This is a genomic window from Lysinibacillus sp. CTST325 (assembly GCF_054665055.1).
The window spans coordinates 370,303-383,194 of record NZ_BAAFHO010000001.1 but is presented as its reverse complement, the minus strand read 5'-3'; the positions used below and the strand labels follow the sequence as shown (position 1 = coordinate 383,194).

Here is a 12,892-nt window from a genome sequence, read left to right as displayed (position 1 = left end):
GGAGTAAATGACTATGGAAAACATTATTTGTGCTTGTGGTCATAGTAACCCATATGGCACGAAGCTTTGTGAGAAATGTGGTCGCCCTTTAACTGAGGAAGGTAAACAAACAAAAGTTGTTGATATGCGCTATGACGGAATGGCGATTCGCTCAAAAACGTATAACGCAACAATCGTTGATAAAATTTGGAATTTCTTCTCGAATGTAAAAGTCGGGATTGCTCTTATTATTATAACGTTAGTCGCAGCGTCAATTGGAACAATACTACCGCAAGAGATGTATGTTAATGCCCCCGAACCTAGTAAAGCGGAGTATTATGAGAAAGTGTATGGTTGGTTGGGCAAATTCTATAATAATTTAGGACTTTCTAATTTGTATAGCACTTGGTGGTTCCAAATTTTAGTGGGTATGCTTGCGATATCTATTATTGTTGCGAGTTTAGACCGTGGTTTACCATTACACAAGTCTCTAAAAAATCAACGCGTTAAACGTCATGAAAGTTTCATGAAGCGCCAACGTATCGTTGCGGATGGACAAGTGCCAAACCCTGATGAAACGCTAGATAAAGTTGAGCAAAAAATGACTGAATTAAAATATCGTGTTCGTCGTGATGGAAGCGCATTGCTAGCAGAGCGTGGCCGTTTTGCTCGATATGGCCCATACATAAATCATGTCGGTCTCATTATCTTTTTAGCAGGTGTTATGTTGCGCCTAGTACCTGGTTTTTATGTGGATGAGACGATTTGGATCCGTGAAGGCGAGACACGAGCTATACCAGGTATGGATGGCTATTTTATAAAAAATAATAAATTTATTTTAGAAACCCATGACGATAAACCTCAGGATGAGCAATCTAACCAAGGTGTCAATGCTATGGCGAAGAACTATCAAACAGACATCACATTATACAAACAACCTGACGGAGCTCTTCCTGGAGATACAGATAATCTTAAAAAATTGAGAGATTACTCTATTCGTGTCAATCATCCGTTAAAAGAAAACGGTTTTGCACTGTATCAAATGAATTATCGCCTCGACGAATTGAGACAGATGAATTTTAATTTAGTGAATAAAGCAACAGAAGAAGATTCACTAGGTCAAATTGACATTGATTTAACGAATCCTAAAAAAGAATATGATTTAGGAAATGGTTCCTCAGTAAAGATTCTTGTGTATACACCAGATTTTTCTGGTTTTAAAGATGGTGAACCACAAACAAAAACATCAATACCAAATAACCCAGCATTTATATTTAAAATGACAACACCAGAAACTCCAAAAGGTGAAGTAAGCTTTGTAGAAATCAGGAAGCCGCCATTTGAACCACTTGGTGAAAACAAATATAGAATGAAATTCGTAGGAGCAGAGACGCGTAATTCATCAAACTTTACAATTCGTAAGGATAGTACGATACCATTGTTATTTGTCGGCGGTATTATTTTCATGATTGGTGTAGTAATTGGCTCGTATTGGAACCACCGACGTTTATGGTTACAGGTGGAGCCTGATGGTCGAGTGTTGATGGCTGCCCATGTGAATAAAAATATGTTCAGTATGAAAAAGGATTTAGATACAGTCACTACATTTGCTGGTCTACCACCATATGAAGATCAGTTAGATAAGTCAGAAGATGTCAAGAAATCCACAAAGAAAAAGGAAGGTGACAACACCTTATGAGTTTGATTGACATAAGTAGAAACCTATTATTTGTAGCATTCATAGCCTACCTAGTTGCCACTTTATTATTTGGTGGTTCGATAAAGCAATCGAATGCTACAGGCAAAAATACCGAAAAATGGGGTAAAGTGGCGATCACTGTCACAATTATAGGTCTACTTTCGCAGCTTGGTTATTTTGTCACTCGTTGGATTTATGCAGGGCATGCACCTGTTAGTAATATGTTTGAATTTACGACTGCGTTTGGAATGTTCATTGTTGGGGCATTCGTTTTGATTTATTTTATTTATCGTGTGACGGCTCTAGGCTTAGTAGCATTACCTGTGGCGTTATTAATAATTGCCTATGCAGCAATGTTCCCGAAAGAGGTAACTCCTTTAATGCCGTCTTTACAAAGTTACTGGTTAACAATTCATGTTATTACAGCTGCTTTGGGGCAATCACTTTTAGCAATTAGTGCGGTAGCAGGACTAATTTATTTATTAAAAGTAGTTAATTTAAAGAAACCTTCTAAACAACGTTTCTGGTTAGAAGCGGTAATGTTCTTCCTTGTAGTAGTCGTTGGTTTTGTAATTGCTACATCTGTTTTTAGTTTGATGGGTTACGATTCAACATATACTTATGTTGATAAAGAGGGTAATGGACGTCAAATTGAATACAAAATGCCGCCACTATTTGGTATGAATGAATATAAGGCGGTTGAAGAACATGGCATGTCTCCGTTAGTAGAAATGCCTCCGCTCATTAATGCGAAAAAATTAACATCAGTTGTGTGGTCATTATTAGTAGGATCTGTTTTATATTTATTGATTCGATTAATTGCACGACGTCGAATTAGTGCGATTTTCCAACCTTTTGTCAAACGAGTAAATTTACAATTAGTTGATGAAATCGGTTATCGTTCAGTATTAATTGGCTTCCCAGTATTTACGTTAGGTGCTTTAATCTTTGCAATGATTTGGGCACAACTTTCGTGGAGTCGTTTCTGGGGATGGGATCCGAAGGAAGTGTGGGCACTTATTACATGGTTATTCTATGCAGCATTCCTACACTTACGTTTATCGAAAGGCTGGGAAGGTGAAAAATCTGCATGGTTAGCATTAATTGGTTTCGCAATAATATTATTTAACTTAGTTGCTGTTAACTTGATTCTTGCAGGTTTACACTCATACGCATCAGCATAGACTAAGTTGATTTTGAGCACATATGAAATATTTACGTCGCTAGTATTAGAAAGAAGAGCCTTCTTGCTGTGGCAAGAAGGCTTTCTTTCCTTTTCAATAAGTGCTGTACCATGTACAATAGAAAGTAGAGAAAGATTAGAAGAGAGGGATCGTGAAAGTGTCAGAAAATATTTCAGTATTAGTAGTAGATGACGAGGATCGTATTCGCCGCTTATTAAAAATGTATTTAGAGCGAGAAGGGTACCTTGTTGACGAGGCGGAAAATGGTGAACAAGCGATCGAAAAATCTTTGGAAAAAGAGTATCACTGTATTTTATTAGATATTATGATGCCTGAAAAAGACGGGCTTGAAGTTTGTGCGGAAATCCGTGAACGAGCAGCAACACCAATTATTTTATTAACTGCAAAAGGCGAGGAAGCGAATCGTGTACAAGGCTTTGAGCTTGGAGCAGATGATTATATTGTAAAACCATTTAGTCCTCGTGAGGTTGTGTTACGTGTGAAGGCTATATTACGCCGTTCACAAGCATTCTCACCTTCGACAAATGCTTCTTCTTCAAAAGATTTAGTTGTGTTCCAACATTTAATGATTGATCATGATGCGCACCGTGTAACAGCAGAGGGTATTGAAGTAAATTTAACGCCTAAAGAGTATGAATTGCTTTATTTCCTAGCTAAATCACCAGACAAAGTATTTGACCGTGAACAATTACTTAAAGAAGTTTGGCATTATGATTTCTTTGGCGACTTACGTACAGTTGACACACATGTAAAACGTTTACGCGAAAAGCTCAACCGTGTATCTGAAAACGCTGCAAAAATGATTGTTACTGTATGGGGCGTTGGTTACAAATTTGAGGTTGTCAATGAATAGAATATGGAACAGTGTTGTCGGGAAGCTATGGGTAACCATATTGCTTCTCGTTTCATTTGTATTGTTTGTTTTCACGATTTTAATGCTTGAATTTCTTCAGAATTACCATATGCAACAAGCAGAAAGCTCCTTGCGTCAAACTGCAGCAACAGTTGCCAGTATAGTAGATGATAATGAAACAGCAGAATCGACTTCGGAATTATTAAAAGATATTTTACCAGAAAGTACAAATGCACTTATTGCTATTAACCATGACAGAGTTTCTTTCGCTATGCAGGAAGGTGTCAATAAAAAAGAAATACAGGATATGATTTTAGCCAATAAATCGTTCCAAGAAGTTTTTCAATCAGATAAACCGATTATTAAGGAAATGATGATGCCGTCTTCAACGGACGAAGAAAAATTGGAATCGTATGTTGTACTTGGTTTCCCGCTAAATGTGGAAAATGCTGTTCACGGAGCTGTCTTTATTTATCAAAGTCCGGATGCGCTGCATAAAACATCGAAAGAGACGACGAAAATTGTCTTTCTATCAGCTTTCATTGCGTTTGTGCTGACGACATTTTTTGCGTTTTTCCTTTCATCACGTATTACGTCACCATTGCGTAAAATGCGTGAACTGGCGTTTGAAATTTCTAAAGGGAATTTTGAAGCGAAGATGCCGACTACACAAAATGATGAAATAGGCCAGCTTGCAGTTGCCTTCAATCAAATGGGCCGTCAATTGAAACACAATCTAGAAGTGATCAATCAAGAAAATGAACAGCTTTCAAATATATTAACATCGATGACAGACGCAGTTATTACGTTTAATCGTGATCGTACAATATTATTAAGTAATCCGCCAGCGGACCGTTTAATGCAAACATGGTTTGTCAATAAGGGATCACAAAGTGCGAAGCCAATTCCGCCAGAGCTTTATCATATGCTCGATCATGTACTGATGTTTGAGGATAAGCTTGAAGAAGAAATTGAGATGGATGGAAGTTACTATACGTTTACGATTAGCCCTCTTTATAGTGAGGAATCGATACGTGGAGCGGTTGCGGTTATACGTGATATGACGGAGCAGCATCGTTTAGAAAAACTGCGTTCTGACTTTATTGCCAATGTGTCTCATGAGCTACGGACGCCAATTTCGATGCTCCAAGGTTATTCAGAGGCTCTAATGGATGATGATTTTATTCAAGATCAAGAAGAACGTAATGAGATTACAAAAATTATTTATGATGAATCGAAACGTATGGGACGTCTCGTAACAGATTTATTAGACCTTGCGCGTATGGAATCGGGGCATATGACGCTTTACAAGGATGAGCTCCCAATTAATTCTACATTTGAACGTATTACTCAAAAATTTGCACAGGTTGCAAAAGAGAAACATGTTCGTCTAATATTTGACAGTGAATTTAATGACGAAGCTTCGATTAGTATAGATGAGGATCGAATTGAACAAGTATTAACGAATTTAGTTGATAATGCTCTCCGTCATACTGATGAAGGGGCGGTAACAGTGAAGGTTGAGCAGGAGCCAACCTTTGCCAAGATATCTGTCCAGGATACAGGGCATGGTATTCCACAAGAGGACTTACCATATGTCTTTGAACGTTTCTATAAAGCTGATAAAGCACGAACACGTTCTAAAGGCGGAACTGGCCTAGGTTTAGCTATTGCTAGAAATATTGTCAAGGCACATTCAGGCAATATTATGGTAGATAGTGTGCTAAAAGAGGGGACTACATTCACGTTTTATTTACCTTTTGATTAATACTATTAAAGAGTGGTATTAATTGGATGTAACTTCTGTGGACATTTAGACGACAAATATAAATAGAACGGGGGTGGAGTGCTTTGAATGACTCCGTGTTCCATCGGTTATACGATGCATATCATCAAGACGTGTTCCAGTTTCTTATTTATTTAGTAAAAAACCGTACACTTGCTGAAGATTTAGCGCATGAGGTTTATGTTCGCGTATTGCGCTCGTATGATCAGTTCGCAGGGAATAGCAGCGAAAAGACTTGGCTTTTTGCTATTGCTAAAAATGTCGCTATTGATCATTTTAGAAAGCAGGCTGTACGACAAAAACATTCACTTGATTTTTTTGATTGGGAAACGGAACAGCTACATTCAACCACACCATCACCGGAAGAAATGCTGCAGGCCAGTGATGAATTTATGCAGGTACAATCAGCACTTGAACACTGTACTGGTGACCAAAAAATGGTCATTATTATGCGCTACTTTCAAGATTTATCGATTGCAGAAACTGCACAAATACTAGATTGGACAGAAGCGAAGGTAAAAACCACTCAGCATCGTGCCATTAAATTTTTAAGGCAACAGCTACAACAGGTTAGTGAACAGGAGGCGAAAAGGCAATGACACATAACCAATTTGATGATGACCAACTTGAGCATCTATTAAATAATGCCCCTAAGCTTTCTGACCGCCGTTCGAAAGAAGAAATATTCAATCGATTAATGACAGATGCTCGCTTGCAGGATAATGTCCATCTTCAAGAAGCTATACAACAACCGATAGATGATGAAATAACATCGCAAGAGCAACAACACAGTATTCCTATGCAACAAGAAAGTACCGAGACAGCGACAACAAAGAAGAAAATTCGTAAATGGCCAATCTTTATGAGCGTTGCAGCAGTTTTCGCTTTAACAGTACTTACAGGCTCTATGTTCATGAATCATAATGATGCAAAAATAGACCAGGCTAATGCTCCTGAAACCTCTCAATATTCAACATCGCAGGATAGTCATGCAGCGAAAAGCTCTGTCAACCATGATAAGATGATGGAATCCAACAGCATAGTAGCAGAACATTCAAGGATCATGTCTTTACGATCATCAGTTTATGAGGAAGATTTAACAGATGCAGTAGTATTTCATATTGGTTTGGCAAATCGTGATAAGAAAAGCGTACCGATGACGTATATCATTCCAAATGAACGAGTTGCTACTGATTTTGCGAAGAAAAAGCCTACAACATTACAAATGTATGAAAAGTATGCGCCGCAAATTGATGAGAAAGCAAATGGTCTTACTAACTATCATCCATATAAAGGAGAATTGAAGGAGAAGGGCGATAAACTAGTTCATGTATTGCCGGAGGAAAATGATTATGATGTTGCTTCAGCAGATACTAATGAATATTTAGAGACTTTACAGGATACATTCTCTGATTCAGAGTATAAAGATGTTGAGTTTGAAAATCCTGATGGTACAGCCTACAAATTTTCCAAGGAAGAAGAGCCAAGTAATCCTAAGGCATTAACAAGCTCAAATCATTTTAATTATTATTTATATAAAGATGAAAATGGAGCTGAATATTTATCACCCGATTCTCGTAAAACTTTTCCCACTGTAACAGAAGCACTTACCGATATGCGAAATAAAAATGATGATGTATACGTTTCAGTTGTACCGGAAAATATAACATACACTGTGAAAGAAGTAGCAGAAGGTGTTATTGTTACATTTGATGAGCCGCTTGATTTAACGACCATGGATACTGTTCGTGCAACTCAGCTGATAGAAGCTATGATGCTCACTGCTGCAAGCTTTGATCAACAAATACGTTTAGACAATGTTGTACAGGAAACCTGGGAGGGATTTGATTTAAAAAAATTCTTGCCAAAGCCTGTAGGAGCCAATAAACGATATATGCCATAAACAGCATAACGGTAGAACTTAAAAAATTTTTTGGAGCATTCTCGCCGCTATATGTGCGTGAATGCTCTTGTCATTTTATGACACCAGTAGCAAAGAGTTATTGCTCATAAAAGCCTATTGGTGAGGATTAGTGGAGATGTAGAAAACCCTCACTGATTAAAGTTTCGCTCTATGAGCTATTGGTCGAGTATTTATAAAGCATACAAGTTTAATCGGAATTTTTTAAGCAAAGCTATTTACATTTCTCTAATAATTCATTATAGTAAGGCTATGAAACAAAAAAATAATGATTCATCTTCGGGGCAGGGTGAAAATCCCGACCGGCGGTAATAGAGTTGTAAATCGCTAATGTTTCCTTTAAGACATATTAGCTCGCATGATTTACTAAAAGCTCTTCAGCCCGCGACCTGTGCAAATAATTTTTTGCATGGCTGACTTGGTGTAATTCCAAGGCCGACAGTTAAAGTCTGGATGGGAGAAGATGGAGGTACGATCGTCATTCATTGTTATGAATTTAGCTATGTATGAGCGTTTTTTCGATGTGGCTTCACACAGCGTATGCTCAGAAAATAGTTAATTAATGGCGTTTTTTAATCATGCCTATTCTCCCTTATGCTCTTTTGCATAAGGGTTCTTTCATGATGATAATCGATTAGGTCGTAACCTTTCTTCTTGCGAGATTGAATCAGCAAAGAGGAGAGAGTTTTCTATGAAGAAAAATGTTAAACTTCAATCGTATATTACGATTGGCATGCTGAGCAGTATTTCGTTTTTATTAATGCTTTTTAATTTCCCGATTCCGCCATTTCCAGCGTTTTTGGAAGTGGACTTCAGTGATATGCCAGCATTACTAGCAGCGATCACTATGGGACCTGTAGCTGGTATTTTAGTAGAATTATTTAAAAATGTGTTGGACTGGGTTTTCTCAGGCACGCCAACGGGAGTACCGGTAGGACATATCGCGAACTTTGTGACAGGTATTTTATTTATTCTACCAGTGAGTTTTGTTTTTAATCGCTCCAAAACAGTTAAAGGCCTTATCGGAGGTTTAGCTGCTGGAACAATTGTAATGGCAGTAGGGATGAGCATTCTTAACTATGCAGTATTTTTACCTATGTACACTTACTTTTTAGGTATGGAGCCTGTTGTAGGTGATTCACTATATAAAATGATCGTAGCTGGTATATTGCCATTTAACATTGTAAAAGGTATTTTAATTACTATCATCATGGCATTACTATTTACAACGATGCGTAAATGGATTAATAATCAGCGTTCCATGTATTTAACAAAATAATTAGGATGAGACCTCGAGCTGTTAAGCGTTCGAGGTTTTTTTATTTAGAATGATGGTTGAGGTGTTGGATAATATTACGCAAAAGTAACGTATAGAATTAATCTAGTCGAGTGTATTATTTTATTGTAGAATAAGGAAGAGTTGAGTAAGTTAGAGGAGTTTGAAGAGATGAGTGAAAAAAAGAGTCAGTGGTCTAGTAAACTAGGCTTTATTTTAGCATCGGCTGGAGCTGCAATTGGACTAGGCGCAATTTGGAAGCTTCCTTATGTTACTGGACAAAGTGGTGGAGGAGCGTTTTTCCTTATTTTTGTTCTATTTACATTGCTGATTGGTTTACCGATGTTGTTATCAGAATATATTTTAGGTCGTGGTACACAGTCTGAGGCTGTAACTGCCTATAAAAAAATTGCACCTACAAAAACAGGTTGGGCTTGGGTTGGTCGTATGGGTGTGCTCGGCTGTTTTTTATTATTAAGTTTTTACAGTGTTGTAGGAGGTTGGATTTTTATATATAGTGGCCTTGGTGTGACTGGGGCTGTTATTGATCCTTCCGTTGATCCTAGTGAACTATTTGCAAAGATTGTAGGAACACCTTGGATTACATTACTAGGTTTAGGGCTGTTTACGCTAGTAAATGTATTAGTCATTTCACTTGGTGTGCAAAATGGTATAGAAAAGGCCAATAAGTGGATGATGCCTTTATTATTCATTATGTTTATTGTGCTTGTTGTGAGGGCTTTAACATTAGATGGGGCAATGGAGGGGGTTAAGTTCTTCTTATGGCCTGACTTTTCCAATATAACTGGAAAGGCTATATTAGAAGCGTTAGGGCAGTCTTTCTTTGGCTTAGCGGTAGGGTTTTCTTGTCTTGTGACGTACAGCTCCTATTTAAAGAAAGATGTGAGCTTACCTAATTCCGCAGGCTCCGTTGTTCTTCTCACAGTGCTTGTATCGTTTTTAGCAGGATTAGCAATTTTCCCTGTTGTATTTGCTTTTGATTTAGAACCAGCATCTGGACCTGGCTTACTGTTTATGGTTCTGCCAACAGCATTTAGTCAAATGCCATTTGGTGAAATATTCTTAGCGATGTTTTTATTATTATTTTTATTCGCAACGCTAACTTCTTCATTCAGTTTATATGAAATTATCGTAGCGGCATTTATGGAAAAGGGACGTATGTCTCGTTCTGCATTGACGATGCTACTAGGTGTAGTAGTCTTTATTGCGGCGATTCCTGCAGCGCTTTCATCAAGTACTTTAGCGGATGTATCAATTTTTGGAAAAACAATTTTTGATGCAACTGACTTTTTAGTATCTAATTTAATGCTTCCGTTAGGTAACTTATTGATTGCTATTTTTATTGCGTATGTAGTTGATAAAGAAATTGTGAAGAAGGAATTATTAATAGGAAGTCAAATGGGGCAGGGGTTCTATTCAACGTATCGACTACTGATGTTAATAGTAGTACCTTTTGTGATTATCGTTGTGTTTGTAAATATGCTTTTACAATATTAAAGTGAATAGGTTGCATTCCGTTTAATAGGAATGCAACCTACTTTTATGTTTGGGAGGGCAACAACAGGGTTAGTATTCGCTAAGTGATAGTTCACCTAGCCAGCCTTCTTTAATGATCTGTCTTGCTTGCTCTTCGCTTTTAGTAATAGGGAATACTTTATCGACTTGTGAAATAGCAAACAAGTTACGAATGAAATCATCGACAACAATAATGGCGATTTTCTTTTCTTTTACAGATACTTTCTTTGCGAAATTGACAATCATGCCAAAGCCGGTACTATCGATGTTTGTAACCTTTTGCATATCGATAATATATCCATGCATTGTTTCCAAGCTTAATGATTGAAGCTCAATTTTTATCTCTTCAATCAACCCATATTCTAAATCGCCCATAAACGCAATCAAAATATAATCAGCCTTTGTGTCAATATCCATCGCAATTTTCTTCTGATTCATACTATAGCGCCTCCATTTTCTTTTTCATGTTAGGAAATTCTAATTCTATAGAAGTTAAAACTTGAATTTATTGACTTCATTTTGTAATTTATCAGCAATAGATGCTAACTCATCTGAACTTTGTGTAATTTCTGCCACAGTTGCATACTGTTCTTCCGATGTTGCGGCAATTTCCTCTGTTGCTGCGGCGGAGTCTTCAATGATGCGGGAAATATCTTGAATGGCTTTTTGAACCCCTAAGGAGTTGTTGTTTACATTCGTAAATGCAGCCTTCATCTGCTCAACGCCTTTTTCTGTTTCTTCAACCTTTTCAACGATTTCCTTTAATGCAGTTCCTCCCTTGTTGATAATGGTTACTTGCTCCTCTACTGCTAGTAGATTACTTTCCATCGTGCGAACTGTCACAGAAGTTTCAGCCTGAATATCTTTAATGAGATTTGTAATTTGTCCTGATGCTAAACTTGATTGCTCGGCTAACTGGCGTACCTCTGATGCAACGACGGCAAAGCCTTTTCCTTGCTCGCCTGCTCGTGCTGCTTCGATGGCTGCATTGAGTGCAAGTAGATTTGTTTGCTCTGCGATACCCGTAATAACAGTAATAATGCCGCCAATTTCTTCAGAGCGTTTACCGAGTTTTTGGATAGAATCTGTCGCGTAAGACACTGTTTGTGTGACATCGCTTAAATGTTTTATAGCTTCATTGATTGCCTCTTCACCTTGGCGTGCAAAATGGGTAGATTCTATAGCACTATTTAACGTGCTTTCGGCCTTTTGTAAACTGCTCGATACTTCTCCAATTGTTTTTTGCATCATAGTCACTATTTGTTCAGCTTGATCAGATTGAGTCGTAGTACCAACTGCAATTTCATTCATCGTAAGTGCAATTTGGTTAGAAGCCTCACTTGTTTGATGTGATGATTCTGCTAATGAATGCGATGAGTTAGCTATTTGATTGGCGCTACCAGCTACGATTGTCATCGTCTCTGTTAAACGATTTTTCATATCATTAAAGGCATTTGCTAAAACAGCAATCTCATCTTTACCTTTAGGATTTAATAACTTTACATTTAAATCTAAATCTGCTAGCTCTTTAGCATTCGAACTTAAAATATTGATAGGTGTGATGATTTGTCGCTGTAAAAACCAACTAATCCCAACAATCATTAATATGGCAATTCCTAAGGAAATCACTACATTTTCCAGTGCAGACTTTGTAGCAATACTTATATATGGAGCGGTAGGTACAGCAGTCGCCCATACGCCAATAACATCTCCTTGGCTATTTAAAATTGGGTCATAGGCTCCTTGGTGCATACTACCCAAGACATTTGCTGATCCGATAAAACGTTTTTTTTCTCCTAGTACAACTTTCGCAACTTCATCAGAAACCTTTGTATTTAATGCGCGTTCTCCATTTTCGACTATATTTGTACTAATACGAGTATCGTTTTGGAAGATTGAGACGACATTTCCGTTTGTTAACTCGCCGACTTTATCAGCTACCTCAAAGTTGTCTACCATTTTGACGTCGCCTTTATATAATTGATTGCTTTTAATGGACCATTCTCCGGGGAATTTAGCATCTAAATATTCATAGCCTAATTGAATATCTGATAAAAGCTTTGTATTTGCACTTTCTAAAAGATTTTTTTTGGCAACATAAAAATTTATTCCTGCTAAAAGTGTAGTAAGTAGCAAAATACACCCGAATATTAACAGGCTCATTTTTTTTCGGATTGACAACTTCATGAAAACTCCTCCAATTATACGTTTACTTTATACATGAATTTTTTTTGAAATACCAACTAAAAATTTCGTTTCAGAAATATGTTCAAACCAAATATGGTCGACCATATTTTTAATAAAAAATAAACCTCGCCCGCGATCTGAATAATCGGGTTCGTTCAAATTAAATTGGAGAACCTTATTCCAATCATTTTCAGCGATTCCTTTCGCTTCATCAGTAACTGTTATTTTTATTTCTTCATTAGAGCGGGATACGTGTACTTGAATTGCTTTTTTTGAATGTGGCTCCATCTTTTCAACAGCTGCCACAGCATTTATAAATAATTCATGTACGACAAATCGTAATTCTCTTTTAAAAGGTAGATTATATACATTGGTATAATTCTCCATAATTTGATCTACATAAGCTATAGCTTGTGTATCAGGATTTACATTGAGTATGAATTCCATCAT

General features: G+C 37.3%; 11 protein-coding genes and 1 riboswitch. Of the genes, 8 read left to right on the top strand and 3 right to left on the bottom strand.

From position 1 onward, the window contains the following. Positions 1-13 precede the first annotated feature (13 nt). The 8 genes from resB (at position 14) to ACYQ73_RS01905 (ending at position 10,237) form a co-directional block, all read left to right on the top strand. Positions 14-1,678: a cytochrome c biogenesis protein ResB gene (resB, locus tag ACYQ73_RS01940; RefSeq protein WP_460010909.1), complete on the top strand. Its 1,665-nt coding sequence runs from the start codon at positions 14-16 to the stop codon at positions 1,676-1,678. Continuing rightward, positions 1,675-2,862, top strand: a complete 1,188-nt coding sequence (ccsB, locus tag ACYQ73_RS01935) for a c-type cytochrome biogenesis protein CcsB (RefSeq protein ID WP_460010908.1) — start codon at positions 1,675-1,677, stop codon at positions 2,860-2,862. The genes resB and ccsB overlap by 4 nt, the downstream gene beginning before the upstream one ends. Before the next feature lie 157 nt (positions 2,863-3,019). Beyond that, entirely contained in the window at positions 3,020-3,736 is a 717-nt protein-coding gene (locus ACYQ73_RS01930) for a response regulator transcription factor (RefSeq protein ID WP_049668637.1), read from the top strand. After that, entirely contained in the window at positions 3,729-5,504 is a 1,776-nt protein-coding gene (locus tag ACYQ73_RS01925) for an ATP-binding protein (RefSeq protein ID WP_460010907.1), read from the top strand. Before ACYQ73_RS01930 ends, ACYQ73_RS01925 begins: the two co-directional genes overlap by 8 nt. An 83-nt stretch (positions 5,505-5,587) precedes the next feature. After that, on the top strand, positions 5,588-6,121 hold the full coding sequence (gene sigX, locus ACYQ73_RS01920; protein ID WP_460010906.1) for an RNA polymerase sigma factor SigX: 534 nt from the start codon (positions 5,588-5,590) through the stop codon (positions 6,119-6,121). Next, positions 6,118-7,425 (top strand): RNA polymerase subunit sigma, encoded by a 1,308-nt coding sequence (locus tag ACYQ73_RS01915; RefSeq protein ID WP_460010905.1) that lies wholly within the window; start codon positions 6,118-6,120, stop codon positions 7,423-7,425. The genes sigX and ACYQ73_RS01915 overlap by 4 nt, the downstream gene beginning before the upstream one ends. 289 nt (positions 7,426-7,714) lie before the next feature. Further along, positions 7,715-7,912, top strand: a riboswitch (FMN riboswitch). A 222-nt stretch (positions 7,913-8,134) separates the two neighbouring features. Continuing rightward, a complete protein-coding gene (locus ACYQ73_RS01910) occupies positions 8,135-8,722 on the top strand; it encodes an ECF transporter S component (protein ID WP_460010904.1) in 588 nt (195 codons plus the stop codon). A 168-nt stretch (positions 8,723-8,890) separates the two neighbouring features. Further along, entirely contained in the window at positions 8,891-10,237 is a 1,347-nt protein-coding gene (locus ACYQ73_RS01905) for a sodium-dependent transporter (protein ID WP_460010903.1), read from the top strand. A gap of 69 nt (positions 10,238-10,306) precedes the next feature. Here the strand turns inward: ACYQ73_RS01905 and ACYQ73_RS01900 are convergent, their stop codons facing one another. The 3 genes from ACYQ73_RS01900 to ACYQ73_RS01890 are packed head-to-tail and all read right to left on the bottom strand — an operon-like array spanning position 10,307 to position 12,892. Beyond that, positions 10,307-10,693: an STAS domain-containing protein gene (locus ACYQ73_RS01900; protein WP_460010902.1), complete on the bottom strand. Its 387-nt coding sequence runs from the start codon at positions 10,691-10,693 to the stop codon at positions 10,307-10,309. A gap of 54 nt (positions 10,694-10,747) precedes the next feature. Further along, on the bottom strand, positions 10,748-12,418 hold the full coding sequence (locus ACYQ73_RS01895) for a methyl-accepting chemotaxis protein (RefSeq protein WP_460010901.1): 1,671 nt from the start codon (positions 12,416-12,418) through the stop codon (positions 10,748-10,750). A 51-nt stretch (positions 12,419-12,469) separates the two neighbouring features. After that, positions 12,470-12,892, bottom strand: a complete 423-nt coding sequence (locus ACYQ73_RS01890; RefSeq protein ID WP_460010900.1) for an ATP-binding protein — start codon at positions 12,890-12,892, stop codon at positions 12,470-12,472.

Bases quoted from the DNA above. Each gene is read 5' to 3' on its own strand.
- ACYQ73_RS01915 (WP_460010905.1), top strand. From the start codon at position 6,118: ATGACACATAACCAATTTGATGATGACCAACTTGAGCATCTATTAAAT.
- ACYQ73_RS01925 (WP_460010907.1), top strand. From the start codon at position 3,729: ATGAATAGAATATGGAACAGTGTTGTCGGGAAGCTATGGGTAACCATA.
- ccsB (WP_460010908.1), top strand. From the start codon at position 1,675: ATGAGTTTGATTGACATAAGTAGAAACCTATTATTTGTAGCATTCATA.
- ACYQ73_RS01895 (WP_460010901.1), bottom strand. From the start codon at position 12,418: ATGAGCCTGTTAATATTCGGGTGTATTTTGCTACTTACTACACTTTTA.
- resB (WP_460010909.1), top strand. From the start codon at position 14: ATGGAAAACATTATTTGTGCTTGTGGTCATAGTAACCCATATGGCACG.
- ACYQ73_RS01900 (WP_460010902.1), bottom strand. From the start codon at position 10,693: ATGAATCAGAAGAAAATTGCGATGGATATTGACACAAAGGCTGATTAT.
- ACYQ73_RS01890 (WP_460010900.1), bottom strand. From the start codon at position 12,892: ATGATGGAATTCATACTCAATGTAAATCCTGATACACAAGCTATAGCT.
- ACYQ73_RS01905 (WP_460010903.1), top strand. From the start codon at position 8,891: ATGAGTGAAAAAAAGAGTCAGTGGTCTAGTAAACTAGGCTTTATTTTA.
- ACYQ73_RS01910 (WP_460010904.1), top strand. From the start codon at position 8,135: ATGAAGAAAAATGTTAAACTTCAATCGTATATTACGATTGGCATGCTG.